This window comes from Allobosea sp., from assembly GCF_017308015.1.
Lineage (GTDB): Bacteria > Pseudomonadota > Alphaproteobacteria > Rhizobiales > Beijerinckiaceae > Allobosea.
The window spans coordinates 1-18,513 of record NZ_JAFKFW010000023.1 but is presented as its reverse complement, the minus strand read 5'-3'; the positions used below and the strand labels follow the sequence as shown (position 1 = coordinate 18,513).

20 protein-coding genes and 1 pseudogene are annotated in these 18,513 nt (G+C 67.4%); 14 read left to right on the top strand and 7 right to left on the bottom strand.

The window, feature by feature from the left end; genetic code table 11:
• Nucleotides 1–68: 68 nt before the first annotated feature.
• The 6 genes from J0I42_RS17975 (at nucleotide 69) to J0I42_RS17950 (ending at nucleotide 4,399) form a co-directional block, all read left to right on the top strand.
• A complete protein-coding gene (locus tag J0I42_RS17975) occupies nucleotides 69–1,361 on the top strand; it encodes an Hsp70 family protein (RefSeq protein ID WP_291656765.1) in 1,293 nt (430 codons plus the stop codon).
• A 73-nt stretch (nucleotides 1,362–1,434) separates the two neighbouring features.
• Complete coding sequence (sppA, locus tag J0I42_RS17970) at nucleotides 1,435–2,406, top strand: signal peptide peptidase SppA (protein ID WP_291656763.1); 972 nt, start codon at nucleotides 1,435–1,437, stop codon at nucleotides 2,404–2,406.
• A 28-nt stretch (nucleotides 2,407–2,434) separates the two neighbouring features.
• The gene (ihfB, locus tag J0I42_RS17965; RefSeq protein ID WP_199085290.1) at nucleotides 2,435–2,719 is read left to right on the top strand and encodes an integration host factor subunit beta; all 285 of its coding nucleotides are present in this window, start codon (nucleotides 2,435–2,437) and stop codon (nucleotides 2,717–2,719) included.
• A gap of 176 nt (nucleotides 2,720–2,895) precedes the next feature.
• On the top strand, nucleotides 2,896–3,234 hold the full coding sequence (locus J0I42_RS17960) for a LapA family protein (protein ID WP_291656760.1): 339 nt from the start codon (nucleotides 2,896–2,898) through the stop codon (nucleotides 3,232–3,234).
• Complete coding sequence (gene lhpI / locus J0I42_RS17955) at nucleotides 3,234–4,181, top strand: bifunctional Delta(1)-pyrroline-2-carboxylate/Delta(1)-piperideine-2-carboxylate reductase (RefSeq protein WP_291656759.1); 948 nt, start codon at nucleotides 3,234–3,236, stop codon at nucleotides 4,179–4,181. The genes J0I42_RS17960 and lhpI overlap by 1 nt, the downstream gene beginning before the upstream one ends.
• Before the next feature lie 38 nt (nucleotides 4,182–4,219).
• Nucleotides 4,220–4,399 carry a hypothetical protein gene (locus tag J0I42_RS17950; RefSeq protein WP_291656758.1) on the top strand — a complete coding sequence of 60 codons (180 nt, stop codon included), beginning with the start codon at nucleotides 4,220–4,222 and terminating at the stop codon, nucleotides 4,397–4,399.
• A gap of 20 nt (nucleotides 4,400–4,419) precedes the next feature.
• On the opposite strand, the gene J0I42_RS17945 is transcribed toward J0I42_RS17950, so the two are convergent.
• Nucleotides 4,420–4,590, bottom strand: coding sequence for a DUF3309 family protein (locus J0I42_RS17945; protein ID WP_291656757.1), 171 nt, complete (start codon nucleotides 4,588–4,590; stop codon nucleotides 4,420–4,422).
• A 176-nt stretch (nucleotides 4,591–4,766) separates the two neighbouring features.
• On the opposite strand from J0I42_RS17945, the gene mepA reads away from it, so the two are divergent.
• On the top strand, nucleotides 4,767–5,705 hold the full coding sequence (mepA, locus tag J0I42_RS17940; RefSeq protein ID WP_291656756.1) for a penicillin-insensitive murein endopeptidase: 939 nt from the start codon (nucleotides 4,767–4,769) through the stop codon (nucleotides 5,703–5,705).
• 9 nt (nucleotides 5,706–5,714) lie between these two features.
• Here mepA and J0I42_RS17935 read toward each other — a convergent pair whose 3' ends face one another.
• Together J0I42_RS17935 and J0I42_RS17930 are read right to left on the bottom strand one after the other, a co-directional pair.
• Entirely contained in the window at nucleotides 5,715–6,854 is a 1,140-nt protein-coding gene (locus tag J0I42_RS17935; protein ID WP_291656754.1) for an extensin-like domain-containing protein, read from the bottom strand.
• Between the two features lie 593 nt (nucleotides 6,855–7,447).
• The gene (locus J0I42_RS17930; RefSeq protein WP_291656752.1) at nucleotides 7,448–7,747 is read right to left on the bottom strand and encodes a hypothetical protein; all 300 of its coding nucleotides are present in this window, start codon (nucleotides 7,745–7,747) and stop codon (nucleotides 7,448–7,450) included.
• A 191-nt stretch (nucleotides 7,748–7,938) separates the two neighbouring features.
• On the opposite strand from J0I42_RS17930, the gene J0I42_RS17925 reads away from it, so the two are divergent.
• From J0I42_RS17925 to J0I42_RS17915, 3 genes are all read left to right on the top strand, one after another.
• The gene (locus J0I42_RS17925) at nucleotides 7,939–8,922 is read left to right on the top strand and encodes a Tim44 domain-containing protein (protein WP_291656751.1); all 984 of its coding nucleotides are present in this window, start codon (nucleotides 7,939–7,941) and stop codon (nucleotides 8,920–8,922) included.
• A 146-nt stretch (nucleotides 8,923–9,068) separates the two neighbouring features.
• Entirely contained in the window at nucleotides 9,069–9,875 is an 807-nt protein-coding gene (gene dapB, locus J0I42_RS17920; RefSeq protein ID WP_291656881.1) for a 4-hydroxy-tetrahydrodipicolinate reductase, read from the top strand.
• 2 nt (nucleotides 9,876–9,877) lie between these two features.
• On the top strand, nucleotides 9,878–10,501 hold the full coding sequence (locus tag J0I42_RS17915; RefSeq protein WP_291656749.1) for an alpha-ketoglutarate-dependent dioxygenase AlkB family protein: 624 nt from the start codon (nucleotides 9,878–9,880) through the stop codon (nucleotides 10,499–10,501).
• On the opposite strand, the gene J0I42_RS17910 is transcribed toward J0I42_RS17915, so the two are convergent.
• The 3 genes from J0I42_RS17910 to J0I42_RS17900 all read right to left on the bottom strand — a co-directional run bounded on the left by J0I42_RS17910 (nucleotide 10,498) and on the right by J0I42_RS17900 (nucleotide 14,606).
• The gene (locus tag J0I42_RS17910) at nucleotides 10,498–11,118 is read right to left on the bottom strand and encodes a trimeric intracellular cation channel family protein (RefSeq protein WP_291656748.1); all 621 of its coding nucleotides are present in this window, start codon (nucleotides 11,116–11,118) and stop codon (nucleotides 10,498–10,500) included. The two genes, J0I42_RS17915 and J0I42_RS17910, sit on opposite strands and share 4 nt — an antisense overlap.
• A gap of 4 nt (nucleotides 11,119–11,122) precedes the next feature.
• On the bottom strand, nucleotides 11,123–11,725 hold the full coding sequence (gene grpE, locus J0I42_RS17905; RefSeq protein ID WP_291656746.1) for a nucleotide exchange factor GrpE: 603 nt from the start codon (nucleotides 11,723–11,725) through the stop codon (nucleotides 11,123–11,125).
• A gap of 112 nt (nucleotides 11,726–11,837) precedes the next feature.
• On the bottom strand, nucleotides 11,838–14,606 hold the full coding sequence (locus tag J0I42_RS17900; protein ID WP_291656880.1) for a [protein-PII] uridylyltransferase: 2,769 nt from the start codon (nucleotides 14,604–14,606) through the stop codon (nucleotides 11,838–11,840).
• 307 nt (nucleotides 14,607–14,913) lie between these two features.
• Here J0I42_RS17900 and J0I42_RS17895 point away from each other — a divergent pair, with 307 nt between their 5' ends.
• The 4 genes from J0I42_RS17895 to J0I42_RS17880 all read left to right on the top strand — a co-directional run bounded on the left by J0I42_RS17895 (nucleotide 14,914) and on the right by J0I42_RS17880 (nucleotide 18,130).
• Nucleotides 14,914–15,876 (top strand): aliphatic sulfonate ABC transporter substrate-binding protein, encoded by a 963-nt coding sequence (locus J0I42_RS17895; RefSeq protein ID WP_291656743.1) that lies wholly within the window; start codon nucleotides 14,914–14,916, stop codon nucleotides 15,874–15,876.
• Nucleotides 15,877–15,892: 16 nt separating this feature from the next.
• Nucleotides 15,893–16,723: an ABC transporter permease gene (locus J0I42_RS17890; RefSeq protein WP_291656741.1), complete on the top strand. Its 831-nt coding sequence runs from the start codon at nucleotides 15,893–15,895 to the stop codon at nucleotides 16,721–16,723.
• 11 nt (nucleotides 16,724–16,734) lie between these two features.
• Nucleotides 16,735–17,517 (top strand): ABC transporter ATP-binding protein, encoded by a 783-nt coding sequence (locus tag J0I42_RS17885; RefSeq protein WP_291656739.1) that lies wholly within the window; start codon nucleotides 16,735–16,737, stop codon nucleotides 17,515–17,517.
• 97 nt (nucleotides 17,518–17,614) lie between these two features.
• Nucleotides 17,615–18,130 (top strand): OsmC family protein, encoded by a 516-nt coding sequence (locus tag J0I42_RS17880; RefSeq protein ID WP_291656737.1) that lies wholly within the window; start codon nucleotides 17,615–17,617, stop codon nucleotides 18,128–18,130.
• 41 nt (nucleotides 18,131–18,171) lie between these two features.
• On the opposite strand, the pseudogene J0I42_RS17875 reads toward J0I42_RS17880, so the two are convergent.
• Nucleotides 18,172–18,513, bottom strand: a pseudogene (locus tag J0I42_RS17875) (hypothetical protein); the annotation flags it as partial.

Genomic DNA, 18,513 nt, shown 5'->3' with positions numbered 1-18,513 from the left:
GACCAGAGAGCTCTGGTTTCCGAGAAGGTCGGGTCAAGCTCGACCACACGCTATAAAAGGAGCTCGCCATGACCCCCGCCGCCATCGGCATCGACTTCGGCACCACCAACAGCGTCGTTGCGCTGGCGGGGTCGGACGGGTCGGTCATGACGCGCTCCTTCGCCACGAAGCAGGGCGCGGTCGATGCCTATCGCTCGGCGCTGATGTTCTGGCGGGAAGGGCGCCCGCCCGAGACCCGCATCACCCATGTCAGCGGTCCCGACGCGCTCGACATGGCGCTCGGCATGACGACCGAGCACCGCTTCCTGCAGTCGCTAAAAACGCATCTGTCGAGCCGTGCCTTCCAGGAAACGCGCCTGTTCGGCAAGCTCTTCCGGCTGGAGGATCTGATCGGCGTCTTCCTTTCCGACCTCGCGACGGGACTGCCCGGCCATGACGCGCTGCCGTTGGTGTCCGGCCGCCCGGTCGTGTTCGCCGGAGAGCGCCCGGACGAGGAACTCGCGGTCGGTCGCCTGAAGGCCTCCTATGGCAAGGCCGGCATGGAACAGGTCGATTTCGCCTATGAGCCGCTCGGCGCCGCCTACTGGTATGCCCGTGACCTGAAGACGCCGCAGACCATGCTGGTCGCCGATTTCGGCGGTGGTACCAGCGACTTCTCGGTGATGCGCTTCGAACCCGGCCGCAATCGCGGCCTGGAGGCGATCCCGCTCTCCCATGCCGGTGTCGGCGTCGCCGGCGACACCTTCGACTACCGCATCATCGAGCATGCGGTCTCGCCGGCGCTCGGCAAGGGCACGGACTACCGTTCCTTCGGCAAGCTCCTGCCGGTGCCGGCCCATTACCACGCCGCCTTCGCGCAATGGCACAAGCTCTCGCTGATGAAGAGCCGCGAGATCATGGCCGAGCTAAACGCGCTGATCCGCGAGGCCGTCGAGCCCGGCAAGCTCGAGGACCTGCTGACGGTGATCGAATACGATCTCGGATACGAGCTCTATCGCGCTGTCTCCGCCGCCAAGGTCGCGCTCTCCGACCGCGAGGAGACCACGCTGAGCTTCAACCAGATGGGCGTCACCATCGAAAAGCCGATCCGCCGCGCCGATTTCGATCGCTGGATCGCTGATGATGTCGGTGCCATCGAAGCAGCGCTTGACCGCGCACTGGCCGAGGCCGGCCTTGGCGGCGGTGACCGCATCGAGGCGGTCTTCATGACCGGCGGTACCTCCTACGTCCCGGCCGTGCGCGGCCTGTTCGACCGCCGCTTCGGCGCCGGCAAGGTGCATATCGGCGATGCTTTCCGTTCGGTGGCCAGCGGCCTTGCGCTGCTCGCGCTCGACCGGGCGCGCGCCTCGGTCGCGGCCTGAGACGGCGCCTCGCGCCTTGCCCGGCCGGCCCTGCGGGTCTACATCACGGACCCGCAGCCGCCAGGAGTAACCGATGTCGTCCGATGCCGATCTGCTCGCAGACCGCCGCAGCCTGCGCCGCAAGCTGACGCTCTGGCGCGTGCTCGCCGTGCTGGGCGTGATCGTCGCGGCGGTGGTCGCCGGCTTCGCCTGGAAGGGCGACGGCCCTGCCAGCCTGTCGAGCGCCCATATCGCGCGCATTACCATTTCCGGCTTCATCTCCGGCGATCGCCGCACGCTCGACCTGATCAAGTCGGTCGAGGACAGCAAGTCGGTCTCCGCCGTCGTGCTCCGCGTCGACAGCCCCGGTGGTACGACCTCGGGCTCCGAGGCATTGCATACGGCTTTGCGCCAGCTCGCCGCGAAGAAGCCGATGGTTGCGGTGGTCGACGGCGTCGCCGCGTCGGGCGGCTATATCGCCGCGATGGGGGCGGACCGCATCGTCGCCCGCCAGACCTCCCTCGTCGGCTCGATCGGCGTGCTCTTCCAGTTCCCCAACGTCTCGAACCTGCTCGACACGGTCGGCGTCAAGGTCGAGTCGATCAAGTCGAGCCCGTTGAAGGCGGCGCCGAGCGGTTTCGAGCCGACCTCGCCGGAGGCGCGCGAGGCGCTGCAGCGCGTCGTCAACGACAACTACACCTGGTTCAAGGACATGGTGCGCGACCGGCGCCATCTCGCCGAGGGCGAGGTGGCCACGGTCTCGGACGGCCGCGTCCATTCCGGCCGCCAGGCCGTGGCCCTCAAGCTCGTCGATCAGATCGGCGGCGAGCCGGAGGCGATCGCCTGGATGGAGCGCGAGAAGAGTGTCGCCAAGGACCTGAAGGTTCGCGACTGGCGTCGGCGTAGCGAATCCTCGTCGCTTGGCCTCTGGAGCTTTGCGGAGGCTATGGCCCGCGGTGCCGGGCTCGATGCGCTCGCCGCGACGATCGCGCGGGCGGCGGACCAGCCGGTCGGCTTGCGGCTTGACGCGCCCTTGGCGCTCTGGCAGCCTGCCGCTGAAAAGTGATGTTGATACAAATGGTTATACTCCAGCGATGATTAAGTCCGAACTCGTTCAGCGGATCGCCGACCGCAACACCCACCTCTATCAGCGCGACATCGAGAACATCGTCTCGGCTATCCTGGACGAGATCGTGAAAGCGCTGGCGCGGGGCGACCGGGTGGAGCTGCGCGGCTTCGGCGCCTTCTCGCGCAAGGGCCGCTCGGCCCGCATCGGCCGCAATCCCCGCACGGGCGACGCGGTGGAGGTCGAGGAGAAATTCGTCCCCGTCTTCAAGACGGGCAAGGAGCTGCGGCTGCGCCTCAACGGCAAGGACTGATCGCAGGCGTTTCCAAGGCTGGGTCCAACTCCAGCCCTCATCCTGAGGGCCGCGCTAGTGGCGTCTCGAAGGATGATCCAGGAGGTTCTGGTAGCATCTGGAGCATCCTTCAAGACACAGGCCTGTCGGCTTGCTTCTCAGGATGAGGGCTCGCAAATGCAAAGGGTACAAACCCGATGAAGGCCTTCTTCAAGGCGCTGGTGCTGGTTCCCGTCGCGCTGGTGATCGTGCTGTTCTCTGTCGCCAATCGCGGCATGGTGCGCGTTTCGCTCGACCCTTTCAGCCGTGACCTGCCGATGTTCTCGATCGAGCTGCCGCTCTTCGCAGTGGTGCTCGCGGCGATCGCCATCGGCGTCCTCGTCGGCGGTCTGGCATCCTGGATCGCGCAGGGCAAGCACCGCAAGGCGGCGCGCCGCAACCGTCGCGAGGCGGAGGCGCTGCGTTCCGAAACCCAGGCGCTGCGCTCCGCCGTGCCCGACTCCGCGCTGCCGGCACTGACCAACGGACGGAATTGATGCGACTTTTCGACGTGGCCGAGATCGACGCGGCCCTGAATTACCCCGGCCTGATCGACATTCTCGACGACGCCTTCCGCAGCGAGGTCATCGCACCCAAGCGCGGCCAATACGCGATCCAGCGGCCAGACGAGACCGATGCCATCCTGCTGACCATGCCCGCCTGGAGCGGGCCGGATGTCGCCAGTCCCTATATCGGCACCAAGATTGTCTCGGTCTTCTTCGGCAACGGCAAGCGCAACCTGCCGGGCGTCATGGGCGCCTATCTCCTGATGGACGGCACGAGCGGCAAGCCGCTCGCCGTGATGGACGGCAACCGGCTGACGACCTGGCGCACGGCCGCGGCCTCGGCCCTGGCCTCGCGCTACATGTCGAACCCCGAATCCAGCCGCATGCTGATGGTCGGAGCCGGCGCGCTCGCACCCTTTATCATCAAGGCGCATCGCTCGGTCCGTCCGCTCACCGAAATCGCGATCTGGGCGCGGCGCCCCGAAGCGGCCGAGGCCACCGTGGCCGAGCTGGCCCGGGAGGGCATCGAGGCCCGCGCCACCACCGATCTCGAAGGCGAAGCCCGCACCGCCGACATCATCTCCTGCGCCACCAACGCCACCGAACCCTTGATTCACGGCCACTGGTTGAAGCGCGAGGCCCATCTCGACCTGATCGGCGGCTTCACCATGCAGATGCGCGAGGCCGATGCCGATGCCCTGCACCGCGCCCGCGTGATCGTCGACTCCGGCAAGGCGATCGATGAAGGCGGTGACGTCGCCGTCGCGATTGCCGAAGGCAGTTACAGTGCAGACCAGGTCGCTGGCACGCTCGCCGATCTCTGCCATGGCCGGATCGCCGGCCTGGTCGAGGGCGGCGGCATCACGCTGTTCAAGTCGGTCGGCGTCGCCCTCGAGGATCTGGCGGCCGCCATCGCGGTCTGGGAGCGCCGCATCTAAGCTCGACGGAGCTTCGCCGCGGCCCGAGGGGGATACCGGTGGCGATCGATCTGACGGAGGAAGAGCGCAGCCAGGTCGCGCATGCCGCCGCGGCCGATGGCGGCTTTCGAGGGGCGCTGTTGTCTGCCTTGCCCTATCTCGGTCCTGCCGCGCTCTTGTCTGTCTGCGCCAAGATTGTCGCCGGACCTGGCGCAACTGGTCGGCCTGACGTGGCCTGACCGGTTGCGACAGTTCCCGATCAGGCGACCCGCGCGCCGCCGATGGCGCCGAGCAGCCACAGGATCAGCACGATTACGATCACGAGGCCGAGCACGCCGCCCAGTCCTGCCGTCCCGTAGCTGCGATGGCCGTAGTAGCCGCCGCCGCCGAGAAGCAGGATGAGCAGCACGATGATGAGCACGGTAGACATGGCGAACTCCCGTAGATCGATGCCCGTGTCGGGCGAGGTCTAGCGGGAAACGCCGGCTGCGAACTCCCGGTTCCGCTGCGGCACACCGGGATGATTGCCGCGAGGCCGGCTGCCGGAGGCGCCGGTGTTTCCTGTCATGCTTGACCCGCACGGTACGTAGCGGCGATTCTCCGGATATGCGCAGCATCTCCCGAATCGCGGCTCTTCTGGCGCCGCTCGCCCTTCTGCCAGCCGCAGGCCGGGCCCAGTCCACGGCAGACCAGGAGGCGAAGACCCGAGCCGCGAATATCGCAGCCTGGCCCGATGCCGCCCGTTCCCTCTTTGGCCAGAAAACGGGGCCAGCCAACATGCAGGCCCGCGCCATCGGTTCCTATGCACGCGGCTGCCTTGCGGGTGCGGCGGAACTGCCGGTCGATGGCCCGAGCTGGCAGGTCATGCGCCTCAACCGCAATCGCAACTGGGGCCATCCGGCTCTGGTCGATTATCTGGAGAAGCTCGCACGAGACGTACCGCGTATCACCGGCTGGGCCGGCCTGCTCGTCGGTGACATGTCGCAGCCGCGCGGCGGCCCGATGCTGACCGGCCATGCCTCGCACCAGATCGGGCTCGATGCCGATGTCTGGCTGACGCCCATGCCGCGCGGCCGGCTCGACCGCTCGCAGCGCGAGAACATGCCGGCGGTCAACATGGCTCGCTCGGACTGGCGGGACGTCGAGCCCCGGAACTGGACACCGGCCCATACCCGGTTGATCCGCGCTGTCGCGGCTGAGCCCAAGGTCGAGCGCATCTTCGTCAATCCGGCGCTCAAGGTCGCGCTCTGCCGCGAGGCCGGTGCCGACAAGAGCTGGCTGGAGAAGGTGCGGCCGATCTGGGGCCACAACTACCATTTCCATATCAGGCTGGCCTGTCCTGCCGGGATGGCGAGTTGCCAGGGCCAGGAGCCGCCGAATTTCGGCGATGGCTGCGGCGCCGAGCTCAGCGGCTGGATCGAACGCCAGCACAACGCGATCTTCAATCCGCCGAAGCCGAAGCCCGGGCCGAAACCCAAGCCGAAGCCGCCGATGTCCCTCGATGCCCTGCCGCCGGAATGCCGGCAGGTTCTGGTCTCGCGCTGAACCGTCGGTCTAGCGCCGGGGCGGTACGCGCCCCGAGCTATAGGCGAAGGGATCGTTCCGGGCGTTGATCGGCAAGGCCTCCTCGGAGCCCTGCTGGTCCATGACGCCGGAGCCGCCGCCATCACCGAGGGTGGCCTCTTCCTCCGATGGCTCGACGGCGCCCGGCAATGCGAGCGGCCCGCGACTCTCGCTCGGCAAGGGCTGCGGCTGGTAGCGTCCCCGCTGCTGGCGCGCGTCGTACTGCTCCAGGAAGCGCTGTTGCGCGTCGAGACCACCAGACTGGCCCTGGGCGTAGCTTGCCACGGGATAGCCGCCCTGGACCGCGCCGGGCGGCCGCAGCCCGTCGCTCGGCTGGCGGAGCAATCCGCCGCCCGCGACCACGGTGCCGGCGCTCGGCGCCGAACCGCGCGGCAGCGTCTGGGCCGACGAATAGGGGCGTGTCGGGTCCGGCGGTGGCAGGTTGTAGTTCGGCGTGTACTTGATCACCGGCTTGCAGATGTGCCGGCCCTTGGCATGGCGGGCCAGGTCGATATGGAAATGGTCGTAATGCAGCGGATCGGCCCCGGGGCCGAGCACCGTCGAGAAATGTTCGCAGGCGCCGACGAAGACCTCGCGCAGGAAGTTCTGCTCCTCGGGCGAGCCGCGCCAGCCGTCCTTGACCGTGATCACGCGGTTGTCGTTGAGCCGGAAGGAGAAGACGTCGACGGCATTGCCGAAGGCATGCTCCGAGGTGCGTGACGTTCCCGTGCCGTTGTTCATCGCCCGGCATGAATACGAGCCGGCCCGCAATTCGATGACCTGGGCGCCGAGCACGTTCATCGCAGCCGGCTGCACGACTTCGGCCAGCCACTTGTCGGTGGTCGCGACCACGGGGCAGGAGAGAGTGGCCGAGCTGGTCAGCCCGATGCCGCCGCCCGAGAAGGCGGAGACCTTGAGCGGCTGCTGCATGCCGCAGGTGCCCGGCCCGTCGATCGCCTTGCCGCGCAGACTGACATAGGACGAGATCTGCACCTGGCGGGACGCCATGCAGGCCGCTTCCGCCTGGTCGCGCCAGGCGGCGCGCTGGGGCTTCTGGAACTTGCCGCAGCCCGCAAGGCCGGTTGCGCCGACGATGCCGAGTGCGATGAGGGCGAGATGAGCGCGTCGCATGACCATTCAAATGCGAACCGCTTGGTGAACGGTTTCTCAACCGACTGCGTCCAGGCCGCCACAGGCGGATTAACTTTGGTGCGGTGGTGAATCGCGCCTTAATGAGCGGTTCCCGGCCTTAACCGGGATAGCTTCCGCCGCTGCCGGCCCTGTCGCGGATGTCGGCAAGAACAGTGCGCGGGGATCGCAGGTCGAACCATGGCGAAGCCGTGGCGGAGCGGTGGAGACGACTCGCGACGAAATTTCGCAGCCAGAAATATCCCCAAATCTAATCAATGGTTTAACGGGTGATTAAGGATGATCTTGCCTGCATCCCGATGCCGCCACGATGCCGCCCCCTTGCGGCCTTCGTCAGTTCTGGTAGCTTCCACGACAGGTCAATGACACAGGAGGGTGTGATGAGTGTCACGCTACGTCTCGACCGATTGATCATGGGTGCGGCATTCGTTTTCATGATGGCGATCGTTCTGGGAGCGTTCTGACAACGGGTCAGTCTCGAAGTCGCTAGGACCACAAGAGCAATGAAAACAACGCCGCCGGGAAGGAGTCCCGGCGGCGTTTCTGTTGGAGCGGCTAGCGTCAGGCCGGCGCGTTCAGCTTTCCGGGCAGGCGGTTTCCGTTATCTGCCACGACATCATGTTGACCACCCGTCCGCAGGTCGCGACGCGCCGCCCCTGCGTGGTCCTGATGCAGGACATCGCTCCTTCCGTGATCTTGCGACCGTCGTTCCAGCAGAAGCAGAGCGGTTCCGGCGCCTGGGCGAGGCGCGGCTTGTCCAGTGCGACGGCCGGCTCCCCGGCTGCGGCGGCTTCGCTCAAAAGGAATAGGACGGCGAGCGCGAGCATCCAGCGCAGCACGCGGTGTCGGTGAGGCCTCGGTCCGGATCCGGTCATGGCGCTCTCCCCGCGCCTCGCATCGCGAGGCCGCTCTGGAGTTTACCATATCGGGCCGATCGCAACGAATGATTATGCACTGATTTGAAATGGTTATGGATTTCAGCCTGTTAGCCGGTGAGGTCTTGCGTGGAATGCGGGCTCTCTCCATATTGGCGCCCGTGGGCCCATGGTGGGCTCCGGGAGGAACAATGTCTCTGATTTCGCTCGCCCGTCGTGGACGTGCCGTCGCCCTCGTCGCCGGGGCCCTGGTGCTCGTGCCGCTCGTTGCCGAAGCCCGCCCGGGCGGTGGCCGCAGCTCGGGCAGCCGTGGGTCGTTCACCAATAGCGCGCCGCCCTCGACCAATACGACGCCGGGTGGCGCCCAGACGTTCCAGCGCTCCGCTCCGGCCTCGCCGTCGATGGCTGGTCCGTCGGCCGCTGGCGCGGCTGCGCAGGCCGCCCGCCCGTCCTTCGCGCGCAACATGATGATGGGCATCGGCGCCGGTCTGCTCGGCGCGGGCCTGTTCGGTATGCTGTCGGGCTCGGGCTTCTTCGGCGGGCTGGCCTCACTCGCCGGTATGCTCGGCTTCCTGCTGCAGATCGGCTTGATCGCCGGCATCATCATGCTCGCCATCCGCTTCTTCCGTCGCCGCTCCGAGCCGCAGCTTGCCGGCGCGGGTGCGCCTTATGCCCGCCAGGGCTATGACGCGCCGCAGCCGCAGCCTGCCGCCGCCCGCATGGGCGGCTTCGGCGGCGGTGCCGCCGCTGCTGCCGTGCAGCCGCAGCCGATCGAGCTTGCCGGTGACGATTTCAACGCGTTCGAGCGCCTGCTCGGCGAGATCAACACCGCCTACTCGAACGAGGATGAGGCGGGCCTGCGCCAGCGTACGACGCCCGAGATGTTCGGCTATTTCGACGAGGACCTGAGCGACAACGCCCGTCGCGGCGTCGCCGACCGTGTCTCCGACGTCAAGCTGCTGCAGGGCGACCTGTCGCAAGCCTGGCGTGAGGGCGATGCCGACTACGCGACCGTCGCGATGCGTTTCAGCCTGATCAATGCGCTCTATGACCGCAAGTCCGGCAAGATCGTCGACGGCAGTGCCACGCAGACCCAGGAGGTCAGCGAGTACTGGACCTTCGTCCGTGAGCGCGGTGGCGCCTGGAAGCTCTCGGGCATCCAGCAGGCGGCCTGAGCGCCGGCAGCGTGAGAATATGACAGACGGCCGGGGCGACCCGGCCGTTTTGCTTTGCGCGGCTTTCGGGTGTTCCGCTGGCGAAGCCGGGGGTATTGCGCTACTGGCGAACAGAGCCAGCCCGGAGCCTGCCTTCCATGAGTGATATGCGTCTCGTCGTCGTCGGTGCCGCCGGACGGATGGGCAAAATGTTGATCCGCACCATCGATCAGGCCGAGGGCTGCACCCTCGTGGCTGCCATCGAGCGCCCAGGCTCGGCAGCGCTCGGAGAGGATGCGGGGATTCTCGCCGGCTTGCCGGCATCAGGCGTCAAAGTGACGAGCGATGCGGCTGCGGCCTTCGCTTCCGCTGATGGCGTCCTCGACTTCACCGCGCCGGATGCGACGGTCGCCTTCGCCAGGCTGGCGGCCAAGGTCGGCATCCTGCATGTCGTCGGCACGACCGGGCTGGAGCCCGCGCATCTGGCTGAGCTGTCCGAGGCGGCGAAGCGGGCTCCGATCATCCGCTCCGGCAACATGAGCCTCGGCGTCAATCTGCTCGCGGCGCTGGTGCGCAAGGTCGCGACGACGCTCGGCACCGACTGGGACATCGAGATCGTCGAGATGCATCACCGCATGAAGGTCGATGCTCCCTCCGGTACGGCCGTGCTGCTCGGTGAGGCGGCGGCCGAGGGGCGCGCCGTCGATCTCGCGACGACCCGCGTTGCCGGCCGCGACGGCATCACCGGTGCGCGCGAGCCCGGCACGATCGGCTTCGCCGCTCTGCGCGGCGGCACCGTCATTGGCGATCACAAGGTCATCTTCGCTGGCGTCGGCGAGCGGCTCGAGCTCGCCCATGTCGCCGAGGACCGCAGCCTCTTCGCGCAAGGCGCCGTCAAGGCCGCGCTCTGGGGCAGGGGGCGTCAGCCTAGCCTCTATTCGATGGCCGACGTGCTCGGCCTCGACGCGCTCTGACCATGACCCGCGTCACGGTCGCGCCGGGCGTCATCCACTGGCCAGGCCGGTTGGCGCCGGAGGAGCAGGCGGCGCTGGTGGCGGAACTCAGGGCCGTGGCGCGCAAGGCGCCGTTCTTCCAGCCGCGCATGCCGAAGACCGGCAAGCCCTTCTCGGTCCGCATGACCAATTGCGGCTCGCTCGGCTGGGTTTCGGACATCAATGGCTATCGCTATCAGCCCGAGCATCCCGAAACCGGCGAGCCCTGGCCGATCATGCCGGCGCCGCTGCTCGATCTCTGGCGGGACCTGGCTGATTATCCGCATCCGCCCGAGGCCTGCCTCGTCAATTTCTATACGGCCGGCGCCAAGATGGGCCTGCATCAGGACCGTGACGAGCAGGATTTCGATGCGCCGGTCCTGTCGGTCTCGCTCGGCGACGCCGCGCTTTTCCGTATCGGTGGCACGACCCGCGGCGGCAAGACCACCTCGCTCAAGCTCGCCTCCGGCGACGTGCTGCTCTTCGGTGGCGAGGCGCGGCTGGCCTATCACGGCATCGACCGCATCCTGACGGGTTCCTCAACGCTGCTGCCGGAGGGCGGGCGGATCAACCTGACGCTGAGGCGCGTGACGAAGCCGAAACCCTAGTCGGCCGGCTTGCGCGGCAGGTTCGGGAAGGACCAGCCGAACAGCAGCGAGCCGGCCCGCAGGCCGAAGCAGGCTGCAAGGCCCCCGAACATCACGATCGGGCCGGAGAGGCCGAGCCCGACGAGCAGCGCCGTCATCGCGGCGCCGGCTGTTGCGGCGGTGACGTAGAAATCGCGGCTCCACAGCACCATCGGCCGGTCGCCGGCCAGGATGTCGCGCAGAATGCCGCCAAAGGTCGCGGTCATCGCGCCGAGCGCGACGGCCGAGAGCACCGGCACGGCGGCGTCGAGGCCCTTGAGCGTGCCGATGACGGCGAAAAGCGAGAGCCCGGCGGCATCGGCCCAGATCAGCAGCTTGCGGCCGGCCCACCCTTCGAGGACGCCGGGCCTGAAATAGGCCAGCGTCCAGGCGCTGAGCGCGACCAGGGTGCAGACGATGACGTCGTTGGGATCGCGTACCCAGAAAATCCCGCGCCCGAGCAGGACATCACGCAAGGTTCCGCCGCCGACGCCGGTGACGGTCGCCAGCAGGATGAAGCCGAACGGGTCCATGCCCTTGCGGGCCGCGACGAGGGCGCCGGTCAGCGCGAAAATGGCGACGCCGGCGGCCTCGAACACGGCGTCAGTGCTGGGTGGGTTCGTGGGCCGGTGGCTCCGGCGCCTTGGGTGCGCCGGCGGAGACGCCGACCAGAGCCGGGCGCAGGACGCGTTCGCCGATCTTGTAGCCGATCTGCACGACCTTCGAGACCAGTCCCTTGGCGATCGCGGCGTCGGGCGCCTCGAACATCGCCTGATGCAGGTTGGGGTCGAATTTCTCGCCCTGGGGGTCGATCTGGCGTACGCCGTGGCGCTCCAGGGTCTTGAGCAATTCGCGTTCGGTCAGCTCGACACCTTCATGCAGCGCCTTCGTGGCGGCATCGGCCGCCTTCATCGCATCTGCCGGTATGCTTTCCAGTGCCCGGCGCAGGTTGTCGGAGGAGCCGAGCATGTCGCGCGCGAAGCTGGTGACCGCATAGGCCTTGGCATCGGCAATCTCGCGCTCGGTGCGCCGGCGCAGATTCTCCATTTCGGCAAGCGTGCGCAGCAGCTTGTCCTTGAGGTCGTCGCGTTCGGTCTGGAGCTTGGCGAGTTGCGTCGCGAGGCCTGCCTCGGTGTTGGCCGCCTGCTCGGGCGCGTCCGCGCCGGCTTCGAGGTTCGGATCTTCCGTCGCAGGGTTCTGCGTCATTTTATCGTCACGTCCCTTTCGTGGCTGGCTGCGCCGCCCGGGTGGGGCCAAAGCCGGTTGTGCCGGGGTGCTGCCGCGTTCGAGCCGGATATCGGCCTTATGGTCGTTTAAATCAAGCGCGGGCCGGCATTTTCGCCTTTATAGGGGCCGGCTTCTCCGCCTCTGATTTGAAGACGTCGAGCAGCGCCTTGCGGATCGTCAGTTGACGCCCGGTCGAGACGATCTTCGCATGGGTCAGGTCGGTGACGTAGAACACGTCGACCGCCTTCTCCCCGAAGGTCGCGATATGCGCCGAGGCGATGTTGAGGTTGAGCTTCCCGATCGCCGTGGTGAGATCGTAGAGCAGGCCCGGTCGGTCGAGGCCCGACACCTCCAGCACGGTGTGGCGCGCCGAGAGCACGTTGTCGATGATGATTTCGGGCTCGACCTGGAAGGTCTGGCCGCGCGGCGGCGGCGCGCGGCGCTGCGCCACGAGATCGGCGATCTTGATCTCGCCTTTCAGCGCCCGCTCGATGGCCGCGGCGATGCGCCCGGCCCGTCGCAATTCGTCGTCGTCGCGGTCGAAGGCGCGCGAGACCGAGATCGTATCCAGCACCAGGCCGTCGCTGGTGGTGAAGATCTGAGCGTCGACGATATTGCCGCCGGCCGCGGCGCAGGCGCCGGTGACGATGGCGAGCAGGCGTGGATGGTCGGGCGCAAGCACGGTGAGTTCCGTCACGCCGCGGAACTGATCCGTCTCGACAATGGTCGCCGTGGTCCGTCCTGCGCGCTCCGCCTCGCGCAGGAAGCGCGCGTGCTTTTCCTGCTGCTCCGGATCGACCTTGATCCAGTAGGCCGGGTAGTGGCGCGCCACATAGGCCTCGCGCTCGGCCTCCTTCCAGTCAGGTAGCCGCCGGCGCAACTCATCCTGCTTCGTGGCGACGCGCGCCTTGCGTTCGACAGCCGAATGACCGCCGGTGAGAACGAGTTCGGTCTCGTAGTAGAGGGTGCGCAGCAACTGCCCCTTCCAGCCGTTCCAGACGCCGGGTCCGACAGCCTTGATATCGGCGACGGTGAGGACGAGCAGAAGCTTCAGGCGCTCCAGCGTCTGCACGGTCGCGGCAAAGCTTTCGATCGTCTTGGGGTCGCCGAGGTCGCGGCTCTGCGCCACCGTCGACATATCCAGATGATGTTCGACAAGCCATGCGACGGTCTCCGTCTGCGCGGGCGTGAGGCCGAAGCGCGGGCCGAGCTTGCGGGCGATCCGCGCCCCGGCGATCGAATGGTCCTCGGCCCGGCCCTTGGCGATGTCGTGCAGGAAGAGCGCGACATAGAGCGCGCGCCGGTTGGCGATGGTCGGCATGATCTCGTTGGCGAGCGGATGCTCGGCCTCCAGCACGCCGGCATCGATTTCGGCCAGGACGCCCATGGACCGGATCAGGTGCTCGTCCACCGTATAGTGGTGGTACATGTTGAACTGCATCATCGCGACGACGCGGCCGAAATCCGGGACGAAGCGGCCGAGCAGCCCGGATTCGTTCATCCGCCTGAGCACCACTTCCGGCGAGCGCCGGCCGGTCAGGATCTCCAGGAAGATGCGGTTGGCTTCCGGCTCGTTGCGCAGGCCGGGGGTGACCAGCCTGAGCGACTGCGTCACCAGCCGGCTCGCATCGGGGTGGATGGCGAGGTCCTCGCGGCTGGCGATGGCGTAGAGCCGCAGCAGATTGACCGGATCGCGCTCGAAGGCGCTGTCGTCGACGACATCGAGGCGTTGGCTCGTCAGCTTGAAGTCGGCATGGCCGAGCGAGCGTTCGCGCTTGCGTTTGGTGAAGGTGCCCAGCAGCCTGGACATGCTGGCGCGCGGCTTCTGCTGGCGGGCCTCCAATGCGGCGCAGACGATGGCGGTGAGGTCGCCGACATCCTTGGCGATCAGGAAGTAGGCTTTCATGAAGCGCTCGACCGGCGCCTGACCGCTGCGGCCGGCATAGCCGATCTCCGCCGCGACCTGCCTCTGCAGATCGAAGGAGAGTCGCTCCTCGGCCCGGCCGGTGATGAAATGCAGCCAGCAGCGCACGCGCCAGAGGAATTCCTCCGAGCGCTGGAACATCTGGAGTTCCTGCTCGTCGAACAGTCCGGCTTCGACGAGATCGCGCACATCCTGGACGCGGTAAGCGTATTTGGCGATCCAGAATAGCGTGTTGAGATCGCGCAGGCCCCCCTTGCCGTCCTTGACGTTCGGCTCGACCAGATAGCGGGAGGCGCCGGCCCGCTGCACCCTGAGCTCGCGTTCGGCGAGCTTGGCCTCGGTGAAGGCGGGCGCCGTGCCCTCGACCACCTCGGCCTCGAAACGGCGGACCATCTCCTCGAATAGCGGGCGGTCTCCCACGAGGAAGCGCGCTTCCAGCAGGGCGGTGCGGATTGTCATGTCGGCGCGGGCCTCGCGCACGCAATCGTCGATCGAGCGCACCGAATGGCCGGTCTTCAGCTTCAGGTCCCAGAGCGGATAGAGCATGGATTCGACCACGCTCTCGCCCCAGGCCGTCTGCTTGTGAGGGAACAGGAAGAGCAGGTCGACATCCGAGCCTGGAGCCAGTGTGCCGCGCCCGTAGCCACCGACGGCGACGACCGCGATCCGCTCCGATTGCGAGGGGTTGTCGGCCGGGTAGAAATAGCTGGTCGCGGCGCTGTGCAGCGCCCGCACCACGGCATCCGTCACCGCCGAGAGCCGATGTGCACAGGCAAGTCCGCCGCGGGCGCCTGACAGGATCGTCCGCGCCGAAGCGTGCCCCTCGTCGAGCACCTGTCTCAGTCCGGTGACGAGAGCTTGCCGCATCTGCGCCTTGTCCCGCCGGCTGATCGTCGCGAACAGCCGTTCTATCCCGGCCTCGGGGCTGTGCAGCATCTCGGCGAGCGACAGGGCGGGCTTGGCGGGAGGCGCGGTCACGTAGGCTCCGTTCCGGGAGGCATCGCTTCTCGTAACATGAGGAGACGGCAGGAGAGAGGATAAATTTAAACGATAAACAATGTAAATTATAAAAAAAGACGCTTCATAATGTGTTGTTTGACAAATAGAACGATTGGACCTAAAGGTCGGATACGCGCCGATTTGAGCCACCAGCTTGCGGGCGCGAAACAAGTGCAGCTAAAGCGTGGGGCCAGGGACGCCACTCGTCCCGATCCCTCGCATCATCGACAGAGGGATAAGCCCCATGATCAGCGTCACCCGCCGCCTTGCGCTCGCTTTCGTTGCCGTTGCCGGCCTCGCCGCGCCGGCCTTCGCGCAGGCCCCCAGGGAAATCCGGCTCGACTACGCGACCTACAACCCTGTCAGCCTTCTGCTGAAGGAGCGCGGCATTCTCGAGAAGGCACTGGAGGCCGACGGCATCAAGGTCCGGTGGGTCTTCTCGGCCGGATCGAACAAGGCGCTCGAATTCCTGAATGCCGGTTCGATCGATTTCGGCTCGACCGCAGGTGCCGCCGCTCTGATCGGCAAGATCAACGGCAACCCGATCAAGTCGATCTACGTCTATTCCCGGCCGGAATGGACGGCACTGGTCACCGGCGCCAGGAGCGAGATCACCAAGGTCGCCGACCTCAGGGGCAAGCGCGTCGCTGTCACTCGCGGCACCGATCCGCATATCTTCCTCGTCCGGGCGCTGGCCGATGCCAAGCTGACCGAGAAGGACGTCAAGCTCGTCCTGCTCCAGCATGCCGATGGCCGTCTCGCGCTGGAGCGCGGCGACGTCGATGCCTGGGCCGGGCTCGACCCGATGATGGCGGCAGCCGAGGTCGAAAGCGGCGCGAAGCTGTTCTACCGCAAGCCCGAGGACAACACCTGGGGCATTCTCAATGTCCGCGAGGCGTTCGCCAACGAGAATCCTGCGCTGGTGAAGAAGGTGCTGGCGGCCTACGAGCAGGCGCGCGCCTATGCCCTTACCAATCCGGCCGAGGTCAAGAAGGTTCTGGTCGACGCGACCAAGCTCTCCGACGCCGTGATCGAGCGCCAGCTCACCCGCACCGAACTGACGCATTCCACGATCGGCCAGGCTCAGATCGACGGCATCACCGCTGCCGGCCTGGCGCTGAAGGATGCGGGCGTTCTGCCGGCCACGACCGATGTGAAGGCCGCCGTCGACGCGCTGCTCGACCGGCGCTTCGCCGCCACCAACTGACGGGCAAGCCAAAGCGATGAGCGTCCTGGAGATCGCAGCCGCCATCGACGGGCCGGAGCGGCGCCCCGCCGCCCCGCGCCGTTCCTACGGGCTCGCGATCGCCGGCTTCGTCCTACCGGTCGTGCTGGCCATTCTCTGGGAGTGGCTGGTCGCGGCCGGCATCGCCAATGGTCGATTGATGCCGCCGCCCAGTGTCGTCGGGCGCACCCTCTGGGGCCTCGCCGCCTCGGGGGAGCTTCTGACCCATGCGGGAGCGACGCTCTGGCGGGTCGGCGCGGGCTTCGGTCTCGGCGCGCTTGCCGGGACGATGCTCGGTGCGGTCACAGGCGCTCTGCCTGTCGCCCGCAGCCTGCTCGATCCGGCCTTGCAGGCGCTGCGCGCGATCCCTTCGATCGCCTGGGTGCCGCTCTTCATCCTCTGGCTCGGCATTTTCGAGGCCTCGAAAGTCGCGCTGATCGCGGTCGGCGTCTTCTTCCCGGTCTATCTCGGCGTCGCTGCGGCGATCCAGGGCATCGACCGCAAGATCGTTGAGGTCGGCCGTGTCTTCCGCCTCTCGCGTCTCGCCATGGTGCGCCGCGTCCTCCTGCCGGCGATCCTCCCGGCCTGGATCACCGCTTTACGTTCCGGGCTCGGCCTCGGCTTCATGTTCGTGGTCGCGGCCGAGATCATGGGAGCGAGCGAGGGGCTGGGTTACCTGCTCGTGGACGGCCAGCAACTCGGCCGCCCCGACACCATCATCGCGGCCATCATCAGTTTCGCCGTGCTCGGCAAGCTGGCGGACGGTCTGCTCGTCGCCATCACGCGGCCTTTCCTCGCCTGGCAGGATACGGCGCGCGACAAGCTTTGAAGGCTGCTACCGTGCTGAGTTTCGACCGGCTCTCCAAAACCTATGCCGACGGCACGCGCGCTCTGTCGGCGATCACGCTCGATGTCGGGCGCGGCGAGATCGTTGCCCTGCTCGGCGGCTCGGGCTGCGGCAAGACCACCTTGCTGCGTCTCGTCGCCGGGCTCGACCGGCCGAGCGAGGGCGCGATGCGTCTTGATGGCAAGGCGATCGCCGAGCCGCGTGCCGATGTCGGCGTCATCTTCCAGGAGCCGCGGCTCTTCCCCTGGCTCAGCGTCGCCGAGAATGTCGGCTTCGGCCTCGCGCATCTCTCCGCTTTCGAACGCGAGGGACTGGTCACCAATGCGCTGGTCCGCGTCGGCCTGGCCGGCCACGAGAAGCGCTGGCCGCGCGAACTCTCCGGCGGCCAGCAGCAGCGCGTCGCCATCGCTCGTGCCCTCGTCGCCCGGCCCAAGCTTCTGCTGATGGACGAACCCTTCTCGGCCCTCGACGCGACGACGCGGTCGAGTCTGCATGGTCATCTGCTGGCGCTCTGGCAGGAGAGTCGGCCGACGGTCGTCATGGTCACGCATGATGTCGAGGAAGCTGTAATGCTCGCCGATCGCATCGTGGTGATGCAGCCTAGCCCGGGTCGCATCTTCGACGAGTTCGACAACCCGCTTGCCCGCCCGCGTGACCGGCTTTCGCCGGCATTCGAGGCGACGAAGCGCGAAGCTTTGCGCGCGCTCGACCGCTCGTTCCGCGACGAGGTGCCGAATCAGGAGAAGGCGGTCGAGACCGCCGGCATGTGGTGGTAGTCAGGCCGCATCGCAGCGGCCGGGACTGGCTGGCGGTCCGACTTCGGCCTATCAGCCGTACAAGCGATCTTCAGGACGAACGAGAGGCTCGAATCTCATGGACATCACCGCGCTGCGCGCCTTGCAGGCCCCCCTCAAGGACGAATACCGGGCCAACCCCGAAGCCGCGATCATCACGCTCAAGGCTCATGGCGAACTCGACGACCAGCATATCGCCTGCAAGGTCGAGACCGGCCGCGCCGTCGCGCTCGCCGGCCTGCATCCCGCCACCGGCGGCTCGGGCGCCGAGCTCTGCTCCGGCGATATGCTGCTGGAGGCACTGGTCGCCTGCGCCGGCGTGACACTGAAGGCGGTCGCGACCGCGCTCGAGATCGAATTGAGGAAGGGCGTGGTCCGCGCCGAGGGCGATCTCGACTTCCGCGGCACGCTTGGCGTGGCCAGGGATGCAGCCGTCGGCTTCAAGGCGATCCGCCTGTTCTTCGACGTCGAGACCGATGCGCCGCAGGAAAAGCTCGACACGCTGCTCAAGCTGACCGAGCGCTACTGTGTGGTGTTCCAGACGCTGAACGTGAAGCCGGAACTGTCGGCGAGCCTGGAGCGGAACGCCTCCTGACACGGATCAGGAGGCGTCTTGGAGACCGGCGGTCGGGGGAGCTAGAACTCCTCCCAGCCCGTGCTGCCGTTGCGGGCATTGACCGCGCGCTTGGCGGGCGCCGGCCGCGCGTCCGCGGCGACCGGGCGCCGCGATGGATTGAAGGCGGCTTCCGCGAGCTGGCGCAAACGCTCCGGCTCGGAAGCGGCCGGGACGGGCGCACGCGGCACCGCAGTCTCGCGCCCGGTCTTGAACGCTGCGACGAGGGCGTTGAGCTGCTCGATGCGGCTGGAGAGGGAGCCGGCCGAGGCCGCGCTCTGCTCGGAGAGGGCGGCGTTCTGCTGGGTCATCTCGTCGAGATGGGCGACGGCCTGGCTCATCTCGTCGATACCGTTGGCCTGCTC

Excerpts from the sequence above, each read along its gene's own strand:
- J0I42_RS17975 (WP_291656765.1), top strand. The coding sequence starts at position 69 with ATGACCCCCGCCGCCATCGGCATCGACTTCGGCACCACCAACAGCGTC.
- sppA (WP_291656763.1), top strand. The coding sequence starts at position 1,435 with ATGTCGTCCGATGCCGATCTGCTCGCAGACCGCCGCAGCCTGCGCCGC.
- ihfB (WP_199085290.1), top strand. The coding sequence starts at position 2,435 with ATGATTAAGTCCGAACTCGTTCAGCGGATCGCCGACCGCAACACCCAC.
- J0I42_RS17960 (WP_291656760.1), top strand. The coding sequence starts at position 2,896 with ATGAAGGCCTTCTTCAAGGCGCTGGTGCTGGTTCCCGTCGCGCTGGTG.
- lhpI (WP_291656759.1), top strand. The coding sequence starts at position 3,234 with ATGCGACTTTTCGACGTGGCCGAGATCGACGCGGCCCTGAATTACCCC.
- J0I42_RS17945 (WP_291656757.1), bottom strand. The coding sequence starts at position 4,590 with ATGTCTACCGTGCTCATCATCGTGCTGCTCATCCTGCTTCTCGGCGGC.
- mepA (WP_291656756.1), top strand. The coding sequence starts at position 4,767 with ATGCGCAGCATCTCCCGAATCGCGGCTCTTCTGGCGCCGCTCGCCCTT.
- J0I42_RS17935 (WP_291656754.1), bottom strand. The coding sequence starts at position 6,854 with ATGCGACGCGCTCATCTCGCCCTCATCGCACTCGGCATCGTCGGCGCA.
- J0I42_RS17930 (WP_291656752.1), bottom strand. The coding sequence starts at position 7,747 with ATGACCGGATCCGGACCGAGGCCTCACCGACACCGCGTGCTGCGCTGG.
- J0I42_RS17925 (WP_291656751.1), top strand. The coding sequence starts at position 7,939 with ATGTCTCTGATTTCGCTCGCCCGTCGTGGACGTGCCGTCGCCCTCGTC.
- dapB (WP_291656881.1), top strand. The coding sequence starts at position 9,069 with ATGCGTCTCGTCGTCGTCGGTGCCGCCGGACGGATGGGCAAAATGTTG.
- J0I42_RS17915 (WP_291656749.1), top strand. The coding sequence starts at position 9,878 with ATGACCCGCGTCACGGTCGCGCCGGGCGTCATCCACTGGCCAGGCCGG.
- grpE (WP_291656746.1), bottom strand. The coding sequence starts at position 11,725 with ATGACGCAGAACCCTGCGACGGAAGATCCGAACCTCGAAGCCGGCGCG.
- J0I42_RS17900 (WP_291656880.1), bottom strand. The coding sequence starts at position 14,606 with ATGCTGCACAGCCCCGAGGCCGGGATAGAACGGCTGTTCGCGACGATC.
- J0I42_RS17895 (WP_291656743.1), top strand. The coding sequence starts at position 14,914 with ATGATCAGCGTCACCCGCCGCCTTGCGCTCGCTTTCGTTGCCGTTGCC.
- J0I42_RS17890 (WP_291656741.1), top strand. The coding sequence starts at position 15,893 with ATGAGCGTCCTGGAGATCGCAGCCGCCATCGACGGGCCGGAGCGGCGC.
- J0I42_RS17880 (WP_291656737.1), top strand. The coding sequence starts at position 17,615 with ATGGACATCACCGCGCTGCGCGCCTTGCAGGCCCCCCTCAAGGACGAA.